Here is a 25,543-nt window from a genome sequence, read left to right on the forward strand (position 1 = left end):
TCGACGGCGGTCGCACGGGACAGCGCCGCCTGCAGCGCGGCCACGTCAACATCGCAGCCACTCTGCTCGATGAGCTCCCACTCCTCGATGAACACGTCGCCGTCCCGGTCGTCCCCGACGCCCTGGAAGACGAGATCGACCAGGCTTTCGCCATGTGGAGCGCACGCTCGCCACGGTCGGCGCACCATGGAAGGACGTCGTCCACGTCAACTCCCACCACAAGGTCGCACCGGGAGACGACGCCCTCGGCGACGACCACAACACGGTCATGGCCGAGCAGTTCCGCCGCCCCTTCGACGGCCGCGCGCCGATCTGGACCGAGACCGGCGTCACGGTCCTCGGCCTCGTCACACGGGACCGCCTTCGGCGCTGAGGCAGCGGCACCACCCGCTTCAACCGTGACTGATGACGACCTTTCCGAGGTGGCGCCCCTCTTCGAAGTAGGCGAACGCCTCCGGAGCCTCTTCGAACGGGAAGACGCGGTCGATGACCGGTCGCAGGTGGTGCCGGGCGATGTGCCGGTTCATCTCTTCGAAGTCGCTTCGACTGCCGACGCTGACAGACCGGAGAGTCGCCGCGCGCCGGAAGAAGCGCGTCAGTTCCATGCCGCTCCCCGACGCGAGGTTGCCGACCAGGGCGATCTGCCCTCCGTGGGCAAGGGCCTCCACGGACTGGTCGATGCTTTCGCCGCCACCGCCGATTTCGACGATGCGGTCGACACCGCCGTCCGTCAGCTCGTGCACCCGGGCGCCCCACTCCCGTGTACTGGTGTAGTCGACGACGTCCGACGCGCCGAGGTCGCCGAGGCGGCGGGCTTTCTCGGGGCTGGATGTCGTGGCCAGCACACGTGCGCCGGCCAGGCGGCCGAATTGCAGCCCGAAGAGCGACACGCTCCCCGAGCCCTGGACCAGCAATGTGTCCCCCGGGCCCACACCGCGCACGGCCGACCACGCCGTGAGAGCGGCGCACGGCAACGTGGCCGCCTCCTCGAAGGACAACTGGTCCGGCATCGCCACCAGGCTCTGTTCGTCGACAGCGAGGTACTGCGTCAGCCACCCGTCGCGGTGCGTCCCACGCAGCTCGCCCCACCCCGGGAACGGGCCGTCCAGCCAGTCGGGGTGGAACGTGCCCACGACACCGTCCCCGACCCGGAATCGCGTGGCCCCGTCCCCGACTGCCTCCACGACGCCCGCGCCGTCGGAGAGCGGGATGCGCCCTGTCGGCACGTCGACGACGTACTTGCCCGCGACGATGAGGCGATCGCGCGCGTTCACGGAAGTGGCCCTCACCCTCACGAGCACCTGGCCTGCCGACGGCTGCGGCGTCGGACGCCCGGTCGAGGCCATCAGGCCCCCGCCGGCTCTTAGCTGAAAGGCACGCATCTCCTACCTTCGCCACCTTTTCGTTCGTTGGTCGCCGATCTGGCCCTCATCACGATAGGAAGGGAGGGCTGGACGGGTTGTATCTTGAAGTCCCTGTTTTAGTGCAGATCGTCCAGGAGAGCGGATGGACCCGATCGACGACCTCCTCGCCACGATGAAGGTCGAGGACGCCCGCTACGTACGCGTGGACGCCCACGCTCCGTGGGGCATCGCGTTCCCTCCACGACATATCGCCCGGCTGGTGCTGGTCTCCAGCGGCTCGTGCCAGCTGACGGCGGACCCACTGGACCGACCGCAGTGGCTGAAGAGGAACGACTGCATTCTGGTGCGCGCCGGTGTGGGCTTCACGCTTCAGGACGCTCCGGGCCGCGAGGTGGTCGACTGCGACGGCCTCACCTTCCAGCCATCGGGCCGCTCGGCGAGAGCGGGCGGCGAGGGCGAACCGACAAGCATCGTGTCCACGCGCTTCGCCTTCGACGCGGTGGCCGCCGAGCCGCTCTTCGCGCTCCTGCCGCCGCTGTTCCGGCTGAACCTGGACGACGACGCCGGCCGGCTCCTGCGTACCACCTTCGACCTCATCGCCAGGGAGAACTCGGCGGGTGGCCTCGGCAGTGGCTTCATCATGAGCCGTCTGTCCGACGTGCTCTTCGTCCAGGCCCTGCGCACCTGTTGCGCGGATGTGAGAAGTGGCACCGTCGGCTGGATCGCCGCGCTGCGCGATCCGCACCTGGCGTCAGCCATCCGGGAGTTGCACGCGGACCTGTCTCACCCCTGGACGGTCGAGGAGCTGGCTCACAGGGCAGGGATGTCGCGTTCGGCGTTCGCCGCCCGGTTCAAGGAGAAGACGGGAGACACTCCTCTCGGCCACCTCACGGCATGGCGCATGTACCGAGTGAAGGTCCTGCTTCGCGACACACCCCTGAGCATTCAGGAGATCGCCGTCCAGGTCGGCTACGACACCGGAACCTCACTGAGCCGCGCCTTCGCCAAAAGAGAAGGCATCTCCCCCGGAACCTGGCGAACACAGACAGCGGAGCAACCCCTGACCGGGAGGGCAACACCCCACTGAGCCCCGTCCCGCCACCACAACCATCTCTTGCCGCGCAGCGCGTGGTGGCGCGGGCGGGACTCGAACCCCCTTGCCGGTCAACATCCGTCTTTGACGTTTTCCCAGGTCAGACGCGCCGATCGAGGTCAGGCCTGTGTGGTGTTTGCCGATGCGTTCCTGTCCTTGCGGCCCCTCAATGGCCCCTGGGAGGGCTTCGGGGGCGCTTACAACCGCAGTAGACCTCATCCCCCCAGCTCAGCCAAAGGGACGGAAAATTCGCGCAGCGGATTCCCTTTCCAACCTGCAGAGGCTCCGCCCCTCTACTTCGGGGCGGAGCCTCTGCAGCCATTTCCGCAGGCCAGACGTTGTCTCGTCAGCTTACGGGATGCCCCGTGATTGACCTCGCCTGCCGAAGTCGAGGTCGGCGAGCAACTCCTTGACGGCATCCCAGCCACTCTGACCTGATCTCGGATCAGCAACTGAAACAGGTGGTGTCGACGACGGGTCAATCGTGACCCTGCCGCCCGAGACAGCGTCCTCCTCGCCGGCCTCGGGCATGACGGTGCCGCGCCAGGACCACCCCTGCAACTGCGGGGAGCACGTCGCCAGCTCCCTGTCCCTCTGGGCCGGCTTGGGACCATCCCCGCACCCGCGGGGATGGCCCCGTGTAGGTGGAGGTGAGGTCGATGGTCGTCATCTGCTCCCCGCACCCGCGGGGATGGCCCCAGTGCCGGCCCCAGGTCGTGGTCCGAGCGGGCCTGCTCCCCGCACCCGCACCCGCACCCCCAGGGATGGCCCCACCAGCATCAGCGAGGCCTTGCCGTCGGGGCGTTGCTCCCTGCACCCGCAGGGATGCGTGCGGATCGGGTTCCGGGGCGGGCTGTTCCGTTGAGCGCGGGATCATGGGTACGAAGCGCCGTTCGCGTCCCTGCAACCCCCCGACCCTCCAGCGAACTTGCTGGTCAGATCGATTCTTCCCGCGTAGCGCGTGGTGGGGCGGGTGGGACTCGAACCCACGGCCGGCGGATTATGAGTCCGCTGCTCTAACCGGCTGAGCTACCGCCCCATTACGGCGCGCCGCGCACATGTGTGCGCGCCGTCTGCCGCAGCATAGCCGCTCATACGATCTCCTGCTTCGGATGGTCGACTTCGCCTGCCTACAAGGACCCCACCTGGGACGCAGTGGTTCCCGCGGGCATGAAAAAGGACCCCGATGTGGTCCATGGGGTCCTCGTTCAGGTTGCTCTCCCGACTGGACTCGAACCAGTAACCTGCCGGTTAACAGCCGGCTGCTCTGCCAATTGAGCTACGGAAGACCGAAGCTCCCCCGACTGGACTCGAACCAGTAACCTGCCGGTTAACAGCCGGCTGCTCTGCCAATTGAGCTACAGGGGATTGCCTCGTCTGCATCGAACGTACCTCCCTGGGTATTCGCCAAGGAGCGTGCGCCCGCTGCGACACATACATTAGCGCAAGCAGGGGGGTGCTCCGCCAATCGGTAACCTGCCTGCGACCGACGCCGCCGCACGGCAGGACCGTGAGGCAGGACCGAACTCACAAGAGGAAGGGTGGCCGCCATGCGCTACCGGCTCACGTTCGTCGTCGGACTGGCTGTGGGATACGTGCTCGGCACACGCGCCGGGCGAGAGCGCTACGAGCAGCTCAGGAAGACCGCCCGGCAGGTCTCGCAGAACCCCGCCGTGCGCAACACCGCCGAGTCGGCGGCCCAGCAGGGGCGCCACTACGCCGGGAAGGCGTACCACGTGGTCAGCGAGAAAGTGGGCGACCGGGTTCCCGACTCCGTCTCGGAGAGGGTGCGTTCCCTGCGTGAGCGCAACACGAACGGCACCCGGACCCAGGACGACTGGGGCACCAGCAACACCTAGGGCCGGTGACGAAAGCGGCCTCGTCGCCCGAAGCGCGGCAGAGGCCACTTTCGCACCAGGCCCCGGCCGGCACGGGCGCCCGGGACGGTCCGGTACGGCCCGCTCCGGTCGTACGGCAGAATTTCCGCCATGGGGATAGTCGCCGGGTTGGACAGTTCGCCCGATTTCACACGCATCGTCGTCTGTGACGCGGACAGCGGAGCCGTACTCCGGCAGGGGTTCGCCCCGCATCCGATCGACGGCCCGGCGGAGGGCCCCCGGCCCTCGGACGTCGACCCGCAGGCCTGGCTGCTCTCCCTGGGCGAGGCCGCGGGCGGCGGGCTCCTGGAGGGCGTGCAGGCCATCGGCGTGTCCGCACAGCAGAACGGGCTCGTCCCGGTGGACAGCCAGGGCAACACCGTCCGCCCCGCGATGGTCGGCGGCGACAAGCGTGCCCAGGTCGCCGCCGCCGATCTCGTCGACGCGCTCGGCGGGCGGGAGGCCTGGGCGCAGGCCGTGGGCTCCGTGCCGCAGGCCGCGCAGCCCGTGACGAAGCTCCGCTGGCTCGCCCGGACCGAACCCGAGGCGGCCGCGCACACCACCGTGCTGCTCCAGGCGCACGACTGGCTGGTGTGGCAGCTGCTCGGCAGGCCCGCGCGCCGGACCACCGACCGCGGCGGCGCCTCGGGCACCGGTTACTGGTCGGCGGCCACCGGCGCGTACCGGCCCGACCTCGTGGAGCTGGCCCTCGGCCACCAGGCGCTGCTGCCCGACGTGCTCGGACCCTGGGAGGCCGCGGGCACGACCCCCGAGGGGCTGCTGATCTCGGCGGGCACGGGCGAGACGATGGCGGCGGCCTTCGGCCTGGGCATCGGGCTCGGGGACGCGGTGGTGTCGCTCGGCGCCTCCGGTTCCGTGATGGCCGTCCACCACGAGGCGCTCGTCGACTCCACCGGGATGATCACCTCGCTCGCGGACGCGACCGGCATGCACCTGCCCGTCGTCACCACCCTCAATGCCGTACGGGCCCTGCGCGGCGCCGCCGAACTCCTCGGCGTACCCGATCTGGAAGCCCTGTCGGACCTGGCCATGAAGTCCACTCCGGGGTCGCACGGGCTCGTCATGCTGCCCTATCTGGAAGGTGAGCGGACGCCCAATCTGCCGCACACCGCGGGGACGCTGGCCGGGCTGCGGCGGGAGTCGATGCGGCCCGAGCATCTGGCGCGGGCCGCCTTCGAGGGCATGCTGTGCGGGCTCGCCGACGCGATGGACGTCCTGCGCAAGCGGGGCGTGGAGGTACGGCGGATCTTCCTGCTCGGCCCGGCCGCGGAGCTGAGCGCGGTGCAGGCGTGCGCGCCCGCGCTGCTCGGTACGCAGATCGTGGTGCCGGGGCCCGCGGACTACGCGGCGATCGGCGCGGCCCGCCAGGCGGCCTGGGCGCTCGGCGTCTCGCAGGGCACCATCCAGCCGGGGCTGCCGCCCGTCTGGCAGGGGGCCGCCGCGCAGGTCCTGGAGCCGGGCGAGGAGCTGGCGGTGGGGCAGGCCGTGCGGCAGCAGTACGTGTCGGTGCGCAAGCAGACCCACCCGGGCGCCTTCCGCGCCTGAGGGCGGCCCGGTGGTCAAGATGGGCCCGGTCCGTCCTTGGGCCACTCTTGGGTTAATCAGTTGAGGTAACACGGGTGGAGTGTCCGACGATAGGGGCCAGGGGCAACCAAACGCCCCGCCGTCGACTCCGAGAGACCCAGCGTGCTCATAAGACTCCTGCGTACCCATCTGACGCCCTACAAGAAACCCATCGCCCTGCTCGTCCTGCTGCAGCTCCTGCAGACGTGCGCCACGCTCTACCTGCCCACGTTGAACGCCGACATCATCGACAACGGCGTCGTGCAGGGCGACTCGGGATACATCCTGACCTTCGGTGCCCTGATGATCGGCATCTCCCTGATACAGGTCGTCTGCAACATCGGGGCCGTCTACTACGGCGCCCGTACGTCCTCGGCGGTCGGCCGGAACATCAGGGCCGCCGTCTTCGACCGCGTGCAGTCGTTCTCCGCGCGTGAGGTCGGTCACTTCGGGGCGCCGTCCCTGATCACCCGCACGACGAACGACGTGCAGCAGGTCCAGATGCTCACCCTGATGACGTTCACGCTGCTGGTGTCGGCGCCGATCATGTGCGTGGGCGGCATCGTGCTGGCGCTCGGCCTGGACGTGCCGCTGTCCGGGGTGCTGCTGGCCGTCGTGCCGGTGCTCGGGATCTGCGTCAGCCTCATCGTGCGCCGGCTGCGGCCGCTGTTCCGCACGATGCAGGTACGCCTCGACACGGTGAACCGGGTGCTGCGCGAGCAGATCACCGGCAACCGCGTCATCCGTGCCTTCGTGCGCGACACCTACGAGGAGGAGCGTTTCCGCAAGGCGAACGCCGACCTCACCGAGGTGTCGCTGGGCACCGGGCGGCTGCTGGCCCTGATGTTCCCGATCGTCATGACGGTCGTGAACATCTCCTCGGTCGCGGTGGTGTGGTTCGGCGCCCACCGGATCGACAGCGGCGGGATGGAGATCGGCGCGCTGACCGCGTTCCTCGCCTATCTCATGCAGATCGTGATGTCCGTGATGATGGCCACCTTCATGTTCATGATGGTGCCGCGCGCCGAGGTGTGCGCCGAGCGCATCGAGGAGGTCCTGGGCACCTCCAGCAGCGTCGTCCCGCCGAAGGCTCCCGTCCTGGAGCTGCGCAGGCACGGGAACCTGGAGCTGCGCGGGGCCGGCTTCCGCTACCCGGGCGCCGAGGAACCCGTCCTGAAGGCCGTCGACCTGGTGGCGCTGCCCGGCGAGACCACCGCGGTGATCGGCTCGACCGGCAGCGGCAAGTCGACCCTCCTCGGCCTGGTCCCCCGGCTGTTCGACGTCACCGAGGGCCAGGTGCTGGTGGACGGCGTCGACGTACGGACGGTCGAGCCGCGGCTGCTGGCGCGCACCGTGGGCCTCGTACCGCAGAAGCCGTATCTGTTCGCGGGCACCGTGGCCACCAATCTGCGGTACGGCAATCCGGACGCGACGGACGCCGAGCTGTGGCACGCGCTGGAGGTGGCGCAGGCCAAGGGGTTCGTGGAGGGGCTCGAGAACGGTCTGGACGCTCCGATCGCGCAGGGCGGCACGAACGTGTCCGGCGGTCAGCGGCAGCGGCTCGCCATCGCCCGGACCCTCGTACAGCGTCCCGAGATCTATCTCTTCGACGACTCCTTCTCCGCGCTCGACTACGCGACGGACGCGGCGCTGCGTACGGCGCTGGGGCGGGAGACCGCCGACGCGACCGTCGTGATCGTCGCGCAGCGGGTGTCGACCATCCGGGACGCCGACCGGATCGTGGTCCTCGACGAGGGCCGGGTCGTCGGGACCGGCCGCCATCACGACCTGATGGCGGACAACGAGACCTATCGGGAGATCGTCCTCTCGCAGCTGACGGAAGCGGAGGCAGCCTGATGGCCGGGCCGATGGGGCGGATGATGGCCGGGGCGGGCCCCGACCAGCACTCGATGAATTTCAAGGAGTCCGGCAAGCGGCTCCTCGCGCAGTTCAAGCCGGAACGCGCCACGCTCTACGTGATGCTCGCGACCGTGGTCTGCAGTGTGGGCCTGTCGGTCGTCGGGCCGAAGATCCTGGGCCGGGCCACCGACCTCATCTTCGCCGGGATCATCGGACGGGACATGCCCGCCGGGCAGTCCAAGGCCGAGGTCCTCGCGGCGATGCGCGAGCGCGGCGACGGCGGTATGGCCGACATGCTCTCCGGGACGGACTTCACGCCCGGCGAGGGCATGGACTTCGGCGCGATCGGTGAGGTGCTGGGGCTCGCGCTGCTGGCGTTCCTGGCGGCCGGTCTGCTGATGACGGTGGCGACGCGCCTGGTGAACCGGGCCGTCAACAGGACCATGTACAAGATGCGCGAGGACGTGCAGACCAAGCTGTCGCGGCTGCCGCTCTCGTACTTCGACAAGCGGCAGCGCGGTGAGGTGCTCAGCCGCGCCACGAACGACATCGACAACATCGGGCAGACCCTCCAGCAGTCGATGGGCCAGCTCGTGAACTCGCTGCTGACCATCGTCGGTGTGCTGGTGATGATGTTCTGGGTGTCGTGGCTGCTCGCGCTCGTCGCGCTGGTCACCGTGCCGCTGTCGTTCTTCGTCGCCACCCGGGTGGGCAAGCGGTCGCAGCCGCACTTCGTGCAGCAGTGGCGGACCACCGGCAAGCTCAACGCGCACATCGAGGAGATGTACACCGGGCACAACCTGGTCAAGGTCTTCGGGCGGCAGGACGAGTCGGCGGCGCAGTTCGCCGAGGAGAACGAGAAGCTGTACGAGGCCGGGTTCCGGGCGCAGTTCAACAGCGGCATCATGCAGCCGCTGATGATGTTCGTGTCGAACCTGAACTACGTCCTGGTCGCGGTGGTCGGCGGGCTGCGGGTCGCGTCCGGCTCCCTGTCGATCGGTGACGTGCAGGCCTTCGTCCAGTACTCCCGGCAGTTCTCCATGCCGCTCACCCAGGTCGCCTCCATGGCGAACCTCGTGCAGTCCGGGGTCGCGTCGGCGGAGCGGGTCTTCGAACTGCTGGACGCCCAGGAGCAGGAGCCGGATGCCGTCAGCGGGACGCGTCCCGAGAAACCGCGGGGTCTGGTGGCTCTTGAGCGGGTCTCCTTCCGGTACGAGCCGGAGAAGCCCCTCATCGAGAACCTGTCGCTGACGGTCGAGCCGGGGCACACGGTGGCGATCGTGGGGCCGACCGGCGCCGGCAAGACGACGCTGGTGAACCTGCTGATGCGGTTCTACGAGACGACGGGCGGGCGGATCACCCTCGACGGGGTCGATGTCGCCACGATGTCCCGGGACGAGCTGCGGGCCGGTATCGGCATGGTCCTCCAGGACACCTGGCTGTTCGGGGGGACGATCGCGGACAACATCGCGTACGGGGCCTCGCGGGAGGTCACCCGGGAGGAGATCGAGGAGGCGGCTCGGGCCGCGCACGCCGACCGGTTCGTCCGGACGCTGCCGGACGGGTACGACACCGTCATCGACGACGAGGGGTCGGGGGTCAGCGCGGGTGAGAAGCAGCTGATCACGATCGCTCGGGCGTTCCTGTCGGATCCGGTGATCCTGGTGCTCGACGAGGCGACGAGTTCGGTGGACACGCGGACCGAGGTGCTGATCCAGAAGGCGATGGCGAAGCTCGCGCACGGGCGGACTTCGTTCGTCATCGCGCATCGTCTGTCGACGATCCGCGATGCCGACACGATTCTGGTGATGGAGGACGGGGCGATCGTGGAGCAGGGGGCGCATGAGGAGTTGTTGGCGGCGGAGGGTGCGTACGCGCGCCTCTATCAGGCGCAGTTCGCGCAGGCGGTGGTGTCGGTCGACTGACGGGGTCCCCCTCCGGGGGGGGTGGGCCAGGGGCTTTCCTCGCCCCCGCCGCCCCTACCCGTCCCGTCCCGTCCTCGGGGGCTCCGCCCCCGAACCCCCGTTGCGCAGTTCCCCGCGCCCCCAATGGGGGCGCGGGGAACTGCGCAATCTGTTGGCGGGGGTCTGGGGGCGCAGCCCCCAGGGACGGGACGGGAAGGGGCGGCGGGGGCGAGGAAAGCCGTTCTCAGTCCAAGTAGCCCCTCAGCTGGTCCGCGAACGCGTGGTCCCGGAGTTTGTTCAGGGTCTTCGACTCGATCTGGCGGATGCGTTCGCGCGTCACGCCGAAGATCCGGCCTATCTCCTCCAGCGTCCGCGGCCGGCCGTCCGCCAGGCCGTAGCGCAGCTGCACCACCTTGCGTTCGCGCTCGCCGAGCGTGGAGAGGACCGCCTCCAGATGCTCGCGCAGGAGCAGGAACGCCGCCGACTCCACGGGACTCGTCGCGTCCCCGTCCTCGATCAGGTCGCCCAGGGCCACGTCGTCCTCCTCCCCCACGGGGGCGTGGAGGGAAACCGGCTCCTGGGCCAGCCGCAGGACCTCGCTGACCCGTTCGCCGGTCAGGTCGAGGTGCGCGGCGACCTCCTCGGGCGTCGGCTCGTACCCCCGTTCCTGGAGCATGCGGCGCTGCACGCGGACGACCCGGTTGATCAGTTCCACCACGTGGACGGGGACCCGGATGGTGCGGGCCTGGTCGGCGAGGGCCCGGGACATGGCCTGGCGGATCCACCAGGTCGCGTACGTCGAGAACTTGTACCCGCGGGCGTAGTCGAACTTCTCGACCGCCCTGATGAGGCCCAGGTTCCCCTCCTGGACCAGATCCAGCATGGTCAGGCCGCGTCCCACGTACCGCTTGGCGACGGAGACGACGAGCCGCAGGTTCGCCTCGATGAGGCGGCGCTTGGCCATCCGGCCCATGACCACCAGTTTGTCGAGGTCCAGGGCGAGTTGGCTGTCGAGGTCGGGGGCCAGGCGGAGCTTCTCCTCGGCGAAGAGGCCCGCCTCGACCCGGCGGGCGAGCTCCACCTCCTCCACCGCGGTGAGCAGCGGGATCCGGCCGATCTCCCGCAGGTACTGGCGGAACAGGTCGGACGAGGGTCCGCCGGTGTCCGCACGCCCGCGGGGCAGCTCCACCGGCTCCGGTGCCTCGGCCTCGCTCTCCACGAGGACGGCGGGGGGCGGCTCCGGCGCGCTCTCCGGCTCCGCCGCGGTCTCGGGACGGCGCTGATCGGGGTGGTGCTCGGGGTGGCGCGCGGCACGGGTCTGCGGCGGTACGGCTGCCAGGGCGTCGGCGTCCGGTTCCGGGTCCGTACCGGTGTCGCTGCTGTCGTCGTCTGTCTGGGTCTGGGGCAGGGTCTGGGTCTGCACGGGGGCGACCTCCAGGAATGTCGCTGCTGAGGCGTGCGGCAGCGGTACGTCGGGGATGGGGTCGACGGCCTTGCCGCAGTCCATCCCGAAGTCATTGAGCGGAATCGCGGGGACTTCGGACCCGTCGCGTTCGGGTCGGCCGCGCTCCGAGGACTCAGGCACCGGAACCCAGTGTGGAGTACGACACATCGTCGCCACGAGGGGCGTGCGGTGACTTTTTGAGTCCTGTCCGTGACGGCGTGGTTACCCTCGCGGCAAGTTCGTGTGGTCGTCCGTGCCCTGATCTGGCACGTTCCCCGCATGTCCGGTTCGCTCCGCGGAACGCGTCCGTGACGGAACGCGTCCGACGCCGGTGCCCGCAACGGCAGAGACCCCTCAGAGCGCGGACGGGCCCTTCTCGCGCAAGGCCTGGTCGTACTGCTGGAGCACCCACAGCTCGTTCTGCACGGCGGCCAGCTGGGCCGGGTCGCCCTGCGCGCTGGCGCGGGCCAGCGCGCCCTGCACGTCGCGCACCCGGCGCTCGACGGCGCGGCGGCGGACGGTCACCAACTGCTCGCCCGCGTACGCCTCGTCGACGGTCTTGCGCAGGATGGCCTCGACGGCCAGCTCCGTGACCATGGCGCGCACCACGTCGTCGGCGGCGGTCTCGCGGACCCGGACCAGGTACTCCTGCGGGTCCTGGACGCCGTACTCCGCGCCGCCGGCCTCGATGATCGTCTCGCGGACGGCCGCGTACGGCGGGGCGGTGAACTCGTCCACCCCGTACGCGTCGAAGGCCGGGGCGACCAGGTCGGGGCGCTGCAGGGCGAGTTTGAGCAGTTCCCGCTCGGTGGCGAACACCGGGTTGCGCAGGGTGAGGGCGGGGCCCGAAGGGGGTCTGGGGCCGCTGTTCTCGTACTGCTGCGGGGAGCGGCCGGTGCTCACCGGGGCGGGGCCCTTGCCGCCGCGGTCGCGCGCCCAGCGGGCCAGCTGGGCGACCCGCTTGACGACGAACTGCGTGTCGAGGATGCCGAGCATGCCCGCGAGCTGGACGGCGACCTCGTGCTGGGCGCCGCTGTTCTTGATGCGGGCCACGACGGGCGCGGACTCGTCGAGCGCGGCGGCGCGGCCCGCGGGGGTCTCCAGGTCGTAGCGGGCGACGATCTGGCGGAGGGCGAACTCGAAGAGCGGGGTGCGCGGTTCGACCAGGTCGGCGACGGCCGCGTCGCCCTTGGCGAGGCGCAGGTCGCAGGGGTCCATGCCGTCGGGGGCGATCGCGATGTACGTCTCGGCGGCGAACTTCTGGTCGTCCTCGAAGGCGCGCAGGGCGGCCTTCTGGCCGGCCGCGTCACCGTCGAAGGTGAAGATCACCCGCGCCGAGCCGTTGTCCATCAGGAGCCGGCGGAGGATCTTGATGTGGTCGTTGCCGAAGGCGGTGCCGCAGGTCGCGATGGCGGTGGTGATGCCGGCGAGGTGGCAGGCCATGACGTCGGTGTAGCCCTCGACCACGACGGCCCTGCTGCTCTTGGCGATGTCCTTCTTGGCGAGGTCGATGCCGTACAGGACCTGGGACTTGCGGTAGATCGGCGTGTCGGGCGTGTTCAGGTACTTCGGGCCGTTGTCCGACTCGTAGAGCTTGCGGGCGCCGAAGCCGACGACCTCGCCGCCGATGTCGCGGATCGGCCACATCAGCCGGCCCCGGAAGCGGTCGATGGGGCCGCGGCGGCCTTCCTGGGCGAGCCCGGACAGCACCAGCTCCTTGTCGGTGAAGCCCTTGCCGCGCAGGTGGCGGACGAGGTGGTCCCAGCCCTGGGGGCTGTAGCCGACGCCGAAGTGGGTGGCCGCCGCCTGGTCGAAGCCGCGCTCGGCGAGGAACGTGCGGCCGGCGTCCGCCTCGGAACTGGTGCCGAGCTGCTCGATGTAGAACGTGGCGGCTGCCTGGTGGGCCTCGACCAGACGGATCCGCTCGCCGCGCTGGTGGGAGGGGTTGTACCCGCCCTCCTCGTAACGAAGGGTGATGCCCGCCTGTCCGGCGAGGCGCTCGACCGCCTCGGAGAAGGTGAGGTGGTCGACCTTCATCACGAAGGTGATGGTGTCGCCGCCCTCCTGGCAGCCGAAGCAGTGGAAGAGCCCCTTGCTCGGGCTGACCTGGAAGGAGGGCGACTTCTCGTCGTGGAACGGGCACAGTCCCTTGAGGTTCCCGCCGCCCGCGTTACGCAGCTGGAGGTACTCGGAGACCACGGCGTCGATCGGGACCCCGTCCCGAACCGCCTTCACGTCCTCGTCGTTGATCCTGCCTGCCACGCGCCGAGTCTACGGGGACGGTGTGACAGCGGAGTCCCTCCGTCGGCCGGTGGGGTTCCTCCGGCGGTCGGTGGAGTGGCCCGTCGGTCACGGGACCAGGCTGTCCAGCGGGACGTGCGGGTCCGCGAGGGCCTCCGTGGCCACCTTGGTCCCGGAGCGGATCAGCTGCTGGATCGGTTCTGTGACGTCCCACACATTCACGTTCATCCCGGCGAGCACCCGCCCCTCCTTCACCCAGAAGGCGATGAACTCGCGCTTGCCGGCGTCTCCTCGGATCACCACCTGGTCGTACGTGCCCGGCGGCGCCCAGCCGGAGTACTCCAGCCCTACGTCGTACTGGTCGGAGAAGAAATAGGGCACCCTGTCGTACGTCGTCTCGCGGCCCAGCATCGCTCGGGCCGCCGCGGGGCCGCCGTTCAGCGCGTTCGCCCAGTGCTCCACGCGCAGCCGGGTGTCGAACAGGGAGTGGTGGAAGGCGGCCACGTCACCGGCCGCGTAGATGTGCGGGTCGGAGGTGCGCAGCCGCTCGTCGACCGCGATGCCGCCGCCGTGCGCCCGGTCCGCCAGCTCCAGGCCCGCCGCCTCGGCGAGTCCGGTGCGCGGGGCGGCGCCGATCGCGGCCAGGACGTCGTGCGCGGGGTGTTCCTCGCCGTCGTCGGTGCGGACCGCCAGGACCATGCCGTCGTGGCCGGTGATCTCGGTGAGCCGGGCGCCGAAGTGGAAACGGACGCCGTGCTCGCGGTGCAGGTCGGCGAAGAGCTGGCCCAGCTCGGGGCCGAGGACCGAGTGCAGCGGGGTCGCCTCGGGCTCGACGACGGTGACCTCCGCCCCGTACTCACGGGCGGCCGCGGCGATCTCCAGACCGATCCAGCCGGCGCCCGCGATCACCAGGTGGCCGTTGTCCCGGCCGAGGGCGGCCAGTACGTGCTTGAGGCGCTCGGAGTGGGCCAGGCGCCGCAGGTGGTGGACGCCGGCGAGGTCCGTGCCCGGGATGTCCAGCCGGCGGGGTTCGGCGCCGGTCACGAGCAGCAGCTTGTCGTAGTGGACGAGCGTGCCGTCGTCACCGAAGCGGACGGTTCTGGCCGTCCGGTCGACCGCGTCGACGGTCTGGCCGAGGTGCAGCTCGACGTCGTTGCGCGCGTACCAGGCGGGCTCGTGGACGAAGACGCTGTCGCGCTCCTCCTTGCCGAGCAGATAGCCCTTGGAGAGCGGAGGGCGCTCGTACGGGTGGTCCCGCTCGTCGCAGATCAGTATCACGCGGCCGGTGAAACCCTCCGTCCGGAGCGTCTCGGCCGCCTTGGCTCCTGCCAGGCCTCCTCCGACGATGACGAATGTCTGATCTGCGTCGACCACTTGATGCCTCCTCGTAAGGATGTCGCCACATGCGAGCCTCCCGCACGCAGCGTGATGGGGGAAGGGGGAGTGACCCGATCAGCCGCCCGACCGCATACCTGTCCGGGTACCCGACCGAGTGCCCGGACAGGCCCGGACGGGTGCTCGACCGGGCCGCACAGGGTCGCTACGGCCCGGTGCGGACGTCACACCTGCCCCCTGAGCCTCGTGTGCAGTGATCGGGCGGCGGCGTCCGTGAGCGAGGCGATCTGGTCGACGATCACGCGCTTGCGGGCGCGGTCGTCGGACGCCTCGTCGAACAGTGCGCGGAACTGCGGGTCGAGGCCCTCCGGGGCCCGCTCGGTGAGCGCCTGGGCCAGTTCGGCGACGACGATCCGCTGGTCGGCGCGGAGCAGTTCCTGCTCGACGCGCTGCATGACGTAGCGGTCGGCGACGGCCTTGAGGACCGCGCACTCCAGGCGGGCCGCGCGCGGTACGACCAGCTCGGCGGCGTAGCGCGTGAGCCGGCCGGTCCCGTACGCGGCCCGGGTGGCGCCCTCCGCGGCGAGGCAGAACCTTCCGATGAGCTGGCTGGTGGCGTCCTTCAGCCGGGCCTGGGCGACCGCCGAGCCGTCGTAGCCGTGCGGCCACCACTCCTGGTCGAGGAGGCGGTCGAGGGCCTCGGACAGCTCGGCGGGGTCGGTGTCCGCCGCGACGTACCGCCCGACGGCGACCTGGAAGATCTCCTGCCGCTCGGACTTCGCGTGCAGGCACTCGGGGTCGATGTGGCCCGCGTGCAGACCGTCCTCGACGTCGTGCACCGAGTACGCCACGTCGTCGGCCCAGTCCATGACCTGGGCCTCGAAGGTGATGCGGGTGCCGGGGGCGCCCTCGCGGACCCAGTCGAAGACGGGGCGGTCGTCCTCGTAGACCCCGAACTTCGGGGAGGCCGGGTCGGTTGGGTGGTGGCCGCGCGGCCAGGGGTACTTGGTGGCGGCGTCGAGGGTGGCGCGGGTGAGGTTGAGGCCGACGCTGACCAGGTCGTCGGCACCGCCGTGTCCGGACCCGGCCCCGCCTCCGTCGCCGTCCCCGTAGGCGGTGGCGGCCGAGGGCACGGCCGCGGGGCGCACGAAGCGTTTGGGTTCGATGCGGGTGAGGAGTCTGAGCGACTGGGCGTTGCCCTCGAAGCCGCCGCAGTCCTCGGCGAACTCGTTCAGCGCCTGTTCTCCGTTGTGCCCGAAGGGCGGGTGGCCCAGGTCGTGGGAGAGGCAGGCCGCCTCGACGAGGTCGGGGTCGCAGCCGAGGGCGGCGCCCAGCTCGCGGCCGACCTGGGCGCACTCCAGGGAGTGGGTCAGCCGGGTGCGGGGGCTGGCGTCCCAGACCTGGCTCCGGGTACCGGGCGTGACGACCTGGGTCTTGCCCGCGAGGCGGCGCAGCGCGGAGGAGTGCAGCACGCGCGCGCGGTCGCGCTGGAAGGCGGTGCGGCCGGGGCGTTTGTCCGGCTCGACGGCCCAACGGGTCACTGACGTGGGGTCGTAGCCGGGGGGTGGGGTGTGGTGGGCGTCCGCGTGTGCGTCTGTGTGTGCCTGGTGGGTGGGGTCGGTGCTGGTGCCTTCCATGTCTTGACAGTAAGCGGAGGGGCCGACAATCAGGGCGTGGGGGATTGCGGCCGCGCGTCCGGCGGGGGCTGGTCGCGCCGTCCCCCGCGCCCCTGTAGCCCTGTAGCCCTAATGGATCGTTGCCAGGGTTCGGCTCGGGTGGGGTGGGGTTGTCGTCGTCCGGTCGTAGCGGTGCAGGATCAGGCGGGCCATGGCCGGGTGGGCGCCCAGCGGGGCCGCGGCGATGCCGGTGGCCGCTGCCGCGCACTCGGTCGCGAAGCGGCCGGGGGCCGTGAAGTACGAGGCGACGGCGATCCGGTGACGTCCCCGAGCCGTGAGCGCGCGCACCGCGTGCGCGACCGTCGGCGCGGCCGCGGAGGCGTACGCCGGCACGACGGGCACCCCGAGCCGCTCGGCGAGCAGCGCCGCGGTGCGGCGGGTGTCGACGGCCGCGTCGGGGTCGCGTGAACCGGCCGCGGCGAGCACCACCCCGCTCGCCCGGCGGTCCACGTCGGCCGGGTGCGCGGGCCAGCCCGCCTCGACGAGTCGCGCGTACAGCGTCTCCACGAGCAGCGGGTGCGGGCCCAGCGGCACGGCGATCCGGACGCGCGCCGCCGCGGCGGCTGCGGCCGCGGGGATGTCCCGCTTGACGTGTTGGCCACGGCTCAGGAGCAGTGGTACGAGGACCGCGTCGCCGGTGCCGAGCGCGTCGAGCGTGTCGGGCAGCAGGGGTGCGTTCAGCTCGATGTGTCCGAGGTGCACGGGCAGACCGGGGCGCAGCTCGCGGATCCGTTCCATGAGGGTCCTGACGGTGCTCAGGGCGCGCGGGTCGCGGCTGCCGTGGCCCACCAGGACGAGCGGCGGCGGGGCGGGGCGCGGGGTGCCGTCGAGGGACACGCGGCCGAGCTGGGTGCCGAGCTGGCTGCTGATCCGGTTCATGAGTTGCGCCGTACTGTCGAGGTGACCGCCGAGGATCGGCCGGCCGCCGGGGTGGGGCTTGAACTCGTCACGAGGAGGGTTCGACGCCGTCATGCGCCAAGGGTGCCGGTACGAGGTTGCCATGCCGTTGCGCGGGAATGACGGGGCTTTTCCGGGGTTTCACGGTGGGGCACCGGGGGTCTGTGAGGTGCCGTGCGCCGCGCCGGCCGGGTGCCGAGTGAAGCTGGTCACGGTCCGTGAGGTGAACCGGATCACCGTGCGCGGCGTCTCCGGGACCGAGGCCACCCGGGGAGGGACCGAACGATGCGTCGTCCGCGACTGCCAGAACTGCCGATTTTGCGGGGCCTGCGAAGGCTTCCGCGGCCGCGGTTGCCGCGTACCCGTACCGGACAGCGCCGGGCCGTGCAGGCCGTGATGGCCGGGTGCGTGCTCGCGCTGTCCCCGGCCACGTGGCTGTTCACGGCCACGGGCGACCGGCTGCGGACGGCGACGGACGTGCCGCGCACCGACGTCGCGATCGTCTTCGGGGCCGGGCTGTGGCAGGGCGAGCCGTCGCCGTATCTCGCGCACCGGCTGGACGCGGCGGCGGGGCTGTACCGGTCCGGCCGTATCCAGGTGGTCCTGGTCACCGGCGACAACAGCCGCGAGGACTACGACGAACCGGACGCCATGCGCGCCTACCTCACGGAGCAGGGCGTGCCCGACGGACGGATCGTCAGCGACTACGCCGGTTTCGACACCTGGGACTCGTGTGTCCGGGCCAAGAAGATCTTCGGCGTGGACGAGGCCGTACTGATCAGCCAGGGCTTCCACATCCGGCGGGCGGTCGCGCTGTGCCAGGAGGCGGGCGTCGCGTCGTACGGGCTCGGGGTGGCCGACGCGCACGACGTGACCTGGTACTACGGAGCCGCTCGCGAGGTGGTCGCAGCGGGGAAGGCGCTGCTGGACGCGGTCTTCGAGCCGGACCCGATGTTCCTGGGGGCGCGGGAGCCGGGCGTGCACCGGGCGCTGGAGACCAGCCGGTAGCCGATGACGTGGATGTGGGACGCGTGGATATGGGGCGCGTGGATGTGGGACGCCCTCACCGCCGTCCGGGGCGTACCGGGAGGTCCCCGTGCCTGCCGTGTAACGGGGTGCGTCCCGCCGCGTAACACGTCCGACGCACCCTGAGCCGTATGCAGACCTCCGTGACGCCGACCCACTGCCCGTACTGCGCGCTGCAGTGCGGCATGAACCTGACGGCCGTGCCGGACGGCGGCGTCGACGGCGGCGGCACCGTCGAGGTGACGGAGCGCGCCGACTTCCCGGTGAACCGGGGCGCCCTGTGCGGCAAGGGCCGTACGGCGCCCGCGCTGCTCTCGTCCCGGGTGCGGCTGACCTCCCCGCTGATCCGCACGGACGGCGAGCTGCGGCCGGCCGGCTGGGGCGAGGCGCTGGACCGGATCGCCGAGGGGCTGTCCCGCACGCGTACGGAGCATGGCCCGGACGCGTGCGGGGTCTTCGGCGGCGGCGGGCTGACCAACGAGAAGGCGTACACGCTCGGCAAGTTCGCCCGGGTCGTGCTCGGCACCTCGCAGATCGACTACAACGGTCGCTTCTGCATGTCCTCCGCGGCGGCGGGCGGCATCAAGGCCTTCGGCCTGGACCGGGGGATGCCTTTCCCCCTGGAGGACATCCCCAAGACAGGGTGTGTGATCCTCGTCGGCTCCAACCTCGCCGAGACCATGCCGCCCGCGCTCCGCTATCTCACCGAACTCCGGGAGAACGGCGGCACGTTGATCGTCATCGACCCCCGCCGCACCCGCACCGCCGAGCAGGCCGACCTGCATCTGGCGCCGCGCCCCGGTACCGATCTGGCGCTGGCCCTGGGCCTGTTGCACCTGGTGGTGGCGGAAGGGCGTACGGACGAGGCGTACATCCAGGAGCGTACGAGCGGCTGGGAGGAGGCGCGGGCCGCGGCGATGGCGCACTGGCCGGAGTACGTGGAGCGGATCACGGGCGTGTCCGTGCCCGAACTGCGGGAGACGGTACGGATGTTCTGCGAGCCGGAGTCCGCGATGGTGCTCACCGCGCGCGGGCCCGAGCAGCACTCCAAGGGCACCGACACGGTCGGCGCGTGGATCAACCTCTGTCTGGCGACGGGGCGTCCGGGGCGGCCCTTCTCCGGGTACGGCTGCCTCACCGGGCAGGGCAACGGGCAGGGCGGACGCGAACACGGCCAGAAGGCAGACCAGTTGCCCGGCTACCGCAAGCTCGACGACCCGGCCGCCCGCCGGCACGTGGCCGAGGTGTGGGGCGTCGAACCGGACTCCCTGCCGGGCCCCGGCCGCAGCGCCTACGAACTGCTCGACGCCATGGGTACGGACATCCACGCGCTGCTGCTGATGGCCTCCAACCCGGTGGTGTCCGCGCCCCGCGCCGCCCACGTCGAGGAACGGCTGCGCTCCCTGGACTTCCTGGCGGTGGCCGACGTCGTGCTCTCCGAGACCGCGGAGCTCGCGGACGTCGTCCTCCCCGTCACCCAGTGGGCCGAGGAGACGGGCACGACGACCAACCTGGAGGGGCGGGTCCTGCTGCGCAGGCAGGCGATCACACCGCCGGACGGTATCCGCAGCGACCTGTACGTGATGCGTGAACTGGCCGCCCGCCTGGGCGTGGAGAAGGGCTTCCCCACGGACCCGGAGGAGGTCTTCGAGGAACTGCGCCGGGCCAGCGCGGGCGGGCCCGCCGACTACTCGGGCATCACGTACCGCCGTCTGGTGGAGGAGAACGGGGTGTTCTGGCCGTGCCCGGGTCCGGTCCCGGGCGGCCCCGCCGCGGCCGAGGTCCATCCCGGCACGCCGCGCCTCTTCCTCGACCGGTTCGCCACGCCCGACGGCCGGGCCCGCTTCGTCGCCGTGCACCACCGCCCGCTCGCCGAGGAGCCCGACGACGAGTACCCGGTGATGCTGACCACCGGCCGGGTCGTCTCCCAGTACCAGTCGGGCGCGCAGACCCGGCGCGTGGCCGAGCTGAACGCCGCGGCGCCGGGCCCCTTCGTGGAGCTGCACCCCCGGCTGGCCGAGCGGCTCGGGGCGGTGGAGGGGGAACCGCTGGCGGTCGTGTCCCGGCGCGGGCGGGCGGTCGCGCCGGCCCGGATCACCACGACGATCAGGCCCGACACGGTGTTCATGCCGTTCCACTGGCCGGGCGAGGGCCGCGCCAACACACTGACGAATCCGGCCCTGGACCCGACGTCCCGGATGCCGGAGTTCAAGGCCTGCGCGGTTCGGGTGGAGCGGGCTCAGGGGATGGAGCGGGGCTCGGGGGCGGGGCGGGTGCGCTGAGGTCGGTGGGACGCCGCGGGGTGCCGTGGAGTGCCGTGGGTGAGCCCGCAGTTCCCCGCGCCCTTGAAGGGGCTGGCCAGTTGCCACTTTCGATGAGCGTCCCTGTCGATCGCAGCCCGGCTGCCGCGGCCTCACCTCCCTGACCACACGCTCGCGCCTCCTTTGCAGAAACGATTCTTACTCCTCACACATCCGCACACGTCCCCCAGTGATCGGCTATGGACATGACATGGTCCGGCCACCTAGAACTGAGCGGACATCGCGCCCCCACTCCCCTCCCCCTCACCCCCCACCACGCGTCCGCGTGCCTTCTTGAGGAGTTCGATGAGTAGTCGGACACGACACATCCGAGGCTCACGCCTCGCCACCGTCGGCATGTCCGCCGCGGCCACCACCTTGCTGGCGGGCGCACTGTCCCCCGCCGCGGGTGCGGCCGACGAGCCGAGCCGGGACACCGCACTCGGCAACGCGGCAGCGGTGATCGCCGACCAGGCCGCCCGACTGGGCCTCACCTCCGCCCAGGACACCACGGCCCGCGACGTGATCGTGGACACGGACGGTACGCAGCACGTCCGGTACGACCGGACGTACCGTCAGCTGCCCGTCCTGGGCGGTGACTTCGTCGTCCACCTGACGTCATCCGGTGAGTACCAGAACTCCGACCGGGCCACCACGCGTCCGCTCTCCCTCACGAGCGTCGAGCCGTCGGTGTCGGCCCCGAAGGCGGCCGACCTCGCCACGGCGGCCCTGCGCCTCGCCAACGTCGGCGAGACGCTCCGCAAGCTGACGGCCAAGCCCCAACTGGTCGTCGACGCCCTGCACGGAGCACCCCGGCTGGCCTGGCGCACCGAGGCCGCCGGCCAGGACTCGCTCGGCAACCCGACGGCCCGCGTGGTCCTCACGGACGCCCGCACCGGCGACCAGATCGACGCCTGGGACAGCATCGAGACGGCGACCGGCGACGGCCGTTCCCTCTACGGCGGAACGGTCCCGCTGGAGACGACGCCGTCCGGTTCGACGTACCGACTGACCGACCCCACAAGGGGAAACACGTACACGGGCGACGCGCAGAACAAGACGGACACCTGCATCCTGTTCCTCTGCCTCGAACGTGCCGCCGCGCCCGTCCTCACGGACACCGACAACCACTGGGGATCGGGGGCCGCTTCGGACCGCGCCTCGGCGGCGGTCGACGCGCAGTACGGCACCGACACCACCTGGGACTACTACAAGAAGGTCCACGGGCGCACCGGTATAGCGGGCGACGGCAAGGGCTCGTTCAACCGTGTGCACTACGGCAGCGCGTACAACAACGCCTTCTGGGACGACACATGCTTCTGCATGACGTACGGCGACGGCGACGGCACGACCTTCGGGCCGCTGGTGTCACTGGACGTGAGCGGCCACGAGATGTCGCACGGCGTGACGTCGAAGACGGCGGCGCTCACCTACTCGGGCGAGCCCGGCGGCCTGAACGAGGCGACCTCCGACATCTTCGGCACCCTGGTCGAGTTCTACGCCGCCAACTCCTCGGACCCCGGGGACTGGCTGATCGGCGAGAAGGTCGTGAAGTCCGGCTTCGGCCGCTCCGCGCTCCGCTACATGGACCAGCCGTCCAAGGACGGCAACTCGGCGGACTGCTGGACCTCTTCGGTCGGTGACCTCGACGTCCACTACTCCTCGGGGGTCGCCAACCACTTCGCGTACCTCCTCGCCGAGGGCAGCGGCCCCAAGACCATCGGCGGCGTCGCCCACAACGGCACGACCTGCGACGGCTCGAAGGTGACGGGCATCGGCAAGGCCGAGCTGGGCGCGATCTGGTACCGGGCGCTGACGGTCTACATGACGTCGTCGACGAAGTACGCGGGCGCCCGCACCGCCACGCTCTCCGCGGCGAAGGACCTGTACGGCGCCGACAGCGCGGAGTACGCGGCGGTGGGCGCGGCCTGGTCGGCGGTGGGCGTGAACTGAGCCGGGCAGCAGGCCCGGTCGGTCGCCCCCCACCGGGGCCGCCGACCCGGGCCGCCGCCGCCCGGCAGCCGCCCGGCCATCGGCTGGATCGACTCGCGCCACCCCTCCAGCACCAGCCTCCGGCAAGCTCTTGATCAGCGACAACGCGGCGGGCTGACGAAGCACTACCGGGAGCCGGACGACCGAGGTGCCTGGTCGGCGGCGTGGCCTGCTGCCGGGTAGGCGGCCAGGGTGTCGCGGAGCACATCGGCGACGGTCACCTCGGCCAGGGACTGGCGCAGTGCGTCGGTCGCCCGGTCGTAGATCCCGGTCAGTACCGGCTGGATGCCGTGGCCGACGTAGCACTCCGCGTCGGGGTCCGAGGCGTGCAGCCCGAAGACCGGCTCGTCCGCACTCGCGCAGTACACATCGAGCAGCGTGATCGACGCGGCGTCGCGGGCGAGATTCCAGCCGCCCCCCTTGCCGTGGTCGATGGTCACGAGCCCGTGATCCTTCAGCCGGCCCAGGCTCCGGCGGATCACCACCGGGTTGGTGTTCACGCTGGTCGCGATGCGCTGGGAGGTCGCGACCTCCTTGTCGGTACCGCGCCGGTCGTACGCGAGCCAGGTCAGGACGTGCACGGCCAGGCTCATGCGGCTGTTCGCGCTCACGCTGCTGCTCCAAGTCTCCGGGGGCCTGTCATCCACACGTTCCCTGTCGAGCAAGTGTAACGAGAGCAGATACAGCAAGCTGTACTCTCGACATCTGTCGAATAGATCACCGCGTACGACTTGCCGCCCGAGCCTGTAACTGATTTAGTTACGCTGTAAGCATCTTGGTTACAAGCAATCCCGGCCGTGGGACCACTTTCCAGATGTGACCGCACGCCGACCTCACTCCGCACTCCGCCAACGAACGATCCGTCCGCCGCAAGAAGCAAGAGAACAAACGAACAAGCGAACAAGGGACCAAGGACGATGACATCGCACACCCAGCAGATCGACGGCCGCGACGAAGCAGAGATCCGGTCGGTGCTCCTCGGCTATGTCGAGGCACTGGACGGCCGCGACTTCGCGCGACTCGCCGACACGTTCACCGAAACCGCGGAGCTCGAGAACACCTTCGAGAGCTACATCCCGGGCGGCGACGAGTTCACCGGCGTGATGGCGCGCGGGGCGAAGGAGATCGCAGGGGCCATCGGCGGTCTCATGGGCCAACTCGACGCCACCCAGCACTTCTTGGGAGCGATCTGGTTCGAGCCCACTGCTGAGGGTGCGCGGACGCGCACGCAGGTCATCGCCCACCACCACCGCGGCACCGGCTTCTACCACACCGGCGGCACGTACACGGACTCCTTCGTCCGCACCGACAACGGGTGGCGCATCGACCGCCGTGTACTCCACACCTCGTGGACCACGGGCGACCCGGCAGTGGTCACCGGCGGCTGAACCGGCACGTAGTGGTGGTCCACCGGCCGGTACGCGGGAACGCACCGGTCCGCGGACGCGTCGACATCGCCGGTGACGCCACCGCCGGCATGGCCGCCCTGCTCCCCGGACACACCGTGATCGCCGTCGACCTGCCCGGGTTCGGCGACTCCAGTGGGGTCCAGCTCGTCGCCCACGACGCGGGCGGCGCCGTCGCGTACGCCCTCGTCGCGCAGTGGCGTGAACAGTTCTCCGGCCTCCTCATGATGGGCTTCCCGGTGACCGGCGGAGAGCCGACCTACGAACAGGTGAAGCCGCTGTCCGGCCAACTCACCCGGAACCGAAGAGCCCGTGCCGTCGCATGCCGTGGACGAATACACCCGCGCCCACTCCCAGGCCTGGCCACAGGACGAAGAGGACAACCGGCGCTTCATGACCGAGCCGCTCCCCCTCCCCTCCTCGGACCCCGACGCTTCACACGAGACCGGAAGAACCGTGCTGAACCACGTAGAGATCCAGACCACAGATGTACGGGCCAGCGCGGCGTTCTACGACGCCGTACTCGCACCCCTGGGCGCCGGCCGCCGGATCGAGCACCAGGGCCGCGTCGGATACGGCGACGAACGCCCCGAGTTCTGGATCGGCCCCGTCCCGGAACCGACAGGTTCCCGCTCCCGCTCCCGCGCCCGCGCCCGCGAGAGCCACCTGGCCTTCACCGCGCCCGACCGGTCGGCGGTCGACGCCTTCCACCGCGCCGCTGCCGCCCTGGGCGCGGAGATCCTGCACGCGCCGAAGGTATGGCCGCGGTACCACGACACCTACTACGCCGCCTTCGTACGTGATCCCGACGGCAACAACATCGAGGCGGTCTGCGAACGCCCCGAGTAGCCGTTCCTCACCCACGGCCGACAGGGCGGGAAGAGCCGCCCGCCGGCGCGCCCCCGCCACCGTCACCGGCGGCCTTCTGGCACGCCGCCTCCAGATCCAGCTCGCACCAGACGGACTTCCCGACCGTCAGCCTGCGCACGCCCCACCGGTCGGCCACCTGCCCGACGATCAGCAGCCCGCGCCCGAAGGTGTCGTCCGCGGCGACCTCCCGCAGCTGCGGCCGCAGCTCCCCTCTCGGGTCGGATACGGAGACCCGTACGACCCGCTCGGTGAGGGTGAGCTCCACCCGGAACAGCCGGTCACGAATGCCCCCGTGCAGCACGGCGTTGCCACCCAGCTCGGACACCAACAGGGCGGTGTCCGCGGCGAGTTCCGGGTGCCCCCAGTCCGTGAGCAGCCGGTGCGCGCGACGCCGGGCGAGGGTGACGCTCTTGGGGAGCGGGGTGTAGTCGAGACGGTCGTGACGGAGAACGGGGACGTCGGGCTCTTCTGACGCGTGGGGGGTGACCATGGCGCACACCTTCGGGCAGGGGCGAGCGGCTCCAGGCTTCAACTGACTCCGCTCTGTGATCGGTTCGCCACCGAAGGTAGGCATCGGATCAAGGTCGCGCAAGTTTGCCAGGGAACAATTAATCCGATCGAGGTTGCAGGACGGCTACTCACCGCGACACACTGATCGCGCACCGGGGCCGAAG

The 25,543-nt window shown here is 70.8% G+C and carries 18 protein-coding genes, 3 tRNA genes and 1 pseudogene; 11 read left to right on the forward strand and 11 right to left on the reverse strand.

The features are described 5' to 3' along the window. Positions 1–107 precede the first annotated feature (107 nt). Positions 108–373 (forward strand): annotated as a pseudogene (locus ACLVWQ_RS12795) (hypothetical protein); the annotation flags it as partial. A gap of 19 nt (positions 374–392) precedes the next feature. Here the strand turns inward: ACLVWQ_RS12795 and ACLVWQ_RS12800 are convergent. Beyond that, the gene (locus tag ACLVWQ_RS12800) at positions 393–1,382 is read right to left on the reverse strand and encodes a zinc-dependent alcohol dehydrogenase family protein (protein WP_414108581.1); all 990 of its coding nucleotides are present in this window, start codon (positions 1,380–1,382) and stop codon (positions 393–395) included. Positions 1,383–1,506: 124 nt separating this feature from the next. On the opposite strand from ACLVWQ_RS12800, the gene ACLVWQ_RS12805 reads away from it, so the two are divergent. After that, the gene (locus tag ACLVWQ_RS12805) at positions 1,507–2,451 is read left to right on the forward strand and encodes an AraC family transcriptional regulator (protein ID WP_414108582.1); all 945 of its coding nucleotides are present in this window, start codon (positions 1,507–1,509) and stop codon (positions 2,449–2,451) included. Positions 2,452–3,419: 968 nt separating this feature from the next. Here the strand turns inward: ACLVWQ_RS12805 and ACLVWQ_RS12810 are convergent. The 3 genes from ACLVWQ_RS12810 to ACLVWQ_RS12820 all read right to left on the reverse strand — a co-directional run bounded on the left by ACLVWQ_RS12810 (position 3,420) and on the right by ACLVWQ_RS12820 (position 3,825). Further along, positions 3,420–3,496: transfer RNA gene (locus ACLVWQ_RS12810), tRNA-Ile, on the reverse strand. Positions 3,497–3,673: 177 nt separating this feature from the next. After that, positions 3,674–3,746, reverse strand: a tRNA-Asn gene (locus ACLVWQ_RS12815). Positions 3,747–3,752: 6 nt separating this feature from the next. Beyond that, a tRNA-Asn gene (locus ACLVWQ_RS12820) sits at positions 3,753–3,825 on the reverse strand. 182 nt (positions 3,826–4,007) lie between these two features. Here ACLVWQ_RS12820 and ACLVWQ_RS12825 point away from each other — a divergent pair. The 4 genes from ACLVWQ_RS12825 to ACLVWQ_RS12840 all read left to right on the forward strand — a co-directional run bounded on the left by ACLVWQ_RS12825 (position 4,008) and on the right by ACLVWQ_RS12840 (position 9,703). Next, on the forward strand, positions 4,008–4,316 hold the full coding sequence (locus tag ACLVWQ_RS12825; protein ID WP_414108584.1) for a YtxH domain-containing protein: 309 nt from the start codon (positions 4,008–4,010) through the stop codon (positions 4,314–4,316). A gap of 129 nt (positions 4,317–4,445) precedes the next feature. Further along, the gene (locus ACLVWQ_RS12830; protein ID WP_414108585.1) at positions 4,446–5,900 is read left to right on the forward strand and encodes an FGGY family carbohydrate kinase; all 1,455 of its coding nucleotides are present in this window, start codon (positions 4,446–4,448) and stop codon (positions 5,898–5,900) included. Positions 5,901–6,041: 141 nt separating this feature from the next. Next, the gene (locus tag ACLVWQ_RS12835) at positions 6,042–7,775 is read left to right on the forward strand and encodes an ABC transporter ATP-binding protein (RefSeq protein WP_414108586.1); all 1,734 of its coding nucleotides are present in this window, start codon (positions 6,042–6,044) and stop codon (positions 7,773–7,775) included. Beyond that, complete coding sequence (locus ACLVWQ_RS12840; protein WP_414108587.1) at positions 7,775–9,703, forward strand: ABC transporter ATP-binding protein; 1,929 nt, start codon at positions 7,775–7,777, stop codon at positions 9,701–9,703. Before ACLVWQ_RS12835 ends, ACLVWQ_RS12840 begins: the two co-directional genes overlap by 1 nt. A gap of 223 nt (positions 9,704–9,926) precedes the next feature. Here ACLVWQ_RS12840 and ACLVWQ_RS12845 read toward each other — a convergent pair whose 3' ends face one another. From ACLVWQ_RS12845 to ACLVWQ_RS12865, 5 genes are all read right to left on the reverse strand, one after another. Next, the gene (locus tag ACLVWQ_RS12845; protein WP_414108588.1) at positions 9,927–11,267 is read right to left on the reverse strand and encodes an RNA polymerase sigma factor; all 1,341 of its coding nucleotides are present in this window, start codon (positions 11,265–11,267) and stop codon (positions 9,927–9,929) included. A gap of 213 nt (positions 11,268–11,480) precedes the next feature. Then, positions 11,481–13,388 carry a DNA primase gene (gene dnaG, locus ACLVWQ_RS12850; RefSeq protein WP_414108589.1) on the reverse strand — a complete coding sequence of 636 codons (1,908 nt, stop codon included), beginning with the start codon at positions 13,386–13,388 and terminating at the stop codon, positions 11,481–11,483. Positions 13,389–13,475: 87 nt separating this feature from the next. Next, on the reverse strand, positions 13,476–14,741 hold the full coding sequence (locus ACLVWQ_RS12855; RefSeq protein ID WP_414108590.1) for an NAD(P)/FAD-dependent oxidoreductase: 1,266 nt from the start codon (positions 14,739–14,741) through the stop codon (positions 13,476–13,478). A 185-nt stretch (positions 14,742–14,926) separates the two neighbouring features. Then, positions 14,927–16,339 (reverse strand): deoxyguanosinetriphosphate triphosphohydrolase, encoded by a 1,413-nt coding sequence (locus ACLVWQ_RS12860; RefSeq protein ID WP_414108591.1) that lies wholly within the window; start codon positions 16,337–16,339, stop codon positions 14,927–14,929. A gap of 108 nt (positions 16,340–16,447) precedes the next feature. Further along, complete coding sequence (locus tag ACLVWQ_RS12865) at positions 16,448–17,350, reverse strand: sirohydrochlorin chelatase (protein ID WP_414108592.1); 903 nt, start codon at positions 17,348–17,350, stop codon at positions 16,448–16,450. A gap of 210 nt (positions 17,351–17,560) precedes the next feature. Here ACLVWQ_RS12865 and ACLVWQ_RS12870 point away from each other — a divergent pair, with 210 nt between their 5' ends. The 3 genes from ACLVWQ_RS12870 (at position 17,561) to ACLVWQ_RS12880 (ending at position 22,554) form a co-directional block, all read left to right on the forward strand. Next, positions 17,561–18,283: a vancomycin high temperature exclusion protein gene (locus ACLVWQ_RS12870; RefSeq protein ID WP_414108593.1), complete on the forward strand. Its 723-nt coding sequence runs from the start codon at positions 17,561–17,563 to the stop codon at positions 18,281–18,283. A 149-nt stretch (positions 18,284–18,432) separates the two neighbouring features. Next, positions 18,433–20,583, forward strand: a complete 2,151-nt coding sequence (locus ACLVWQ_RS12875) for a molybdopterin oxidoreductase family protein (protein ID WP_414108594.1) — start codon at positions 18,433–18,435, stop codon at positions 20,581–20,583. 324 nt (positions 20,584–20,907) lie between these two features. Then, positions 20,908–22,554: a M4 family metallopeptidase gene (locus ACLVWQ_RS12880; protein ID WP_414108595.1), complete on the forward strand. Its 1,647-nt coding sequence runs from the start codon at positions 20,908–20,910 to the stop codon at positions 22,552–22,554. 164 nt (positions 22,555–22,718) lie between these two features. Here ACLVWQ_RS12880 and ACLVWQ_RS12885 read toward each other — a convergent pair whose 3' ends face one another. Next, a complete protein-coding gene (locus ACLVWQ_RS12885) occupies positions 22,719–23,204 on the reverse strand; it encodes an Rrf2 family transcriptional regulator (RefSeq protein ID WP_414108596.1) in 486 nt (161 codons plus the stop codon). A 306-nt stretch (positions 23,205–23,510) separates the two neighbouring features. Here ACLVWQ_RS12885 and ACLVWQ_RS12890 point away from each other — a divergent pair, with 306 nt between their 5' ends. Both ACLVWQ_RS12890 and ACLVWQ_RS12895 read left to right on the forward strand, forming a co-directional pair. Beyond that, positions 23,511–23,981 (forward strand): nuclear transport factor 2 family protein, encoded by a 471-nt coding sequence (locus ACLVWQ_RS12890; protein ID WP_414108597.1) that lies wholly within the window; start codon positions 23,511–23,513, stop codon positions 23,979–23,981. 474 nt (positions 23,982–24,455) lie between these two features. Continuing rightward, positions 24,456–24,848: a VOC family protein gene (locus ACLVWQ_RS12895; RefSeq protein WP_414108598.1), complete on the forward strand. Its 393-nt coding sequence runs from the start codon at positions 24,456–24,458 to the stop codon at positions 24,846–24,848. A gap of 7 nt (positions 24,849–24,855) precedes the next feature. Here the strand turns inward: ACLVWQ_RS12895 and ACLVWQ_RS12900 are convergent, their stop codons facing one another. Then, on the reverse strand, positions 24,856–25,359 hold the full coding sequence (locus ACLVWQ_RS12900) for an ATP-binding protein (RefSeq protein WP_414108599.1): 504 nt from the start codon (positions 25,357–25,359) through the stop codon (positions 24,856–24,858). Between the last annotated feature and the right edge of the window lie 184 nt (positions 25,360–25,543).

This window comes from Streptomyces sp. CWNU-52B, from assembly GCF_047444975.1.
Lineage (GTDB): Bacteria > Actinomycetota > Actinomycetes > Streptomycetales > Streptomycetaceae > Streptomyces.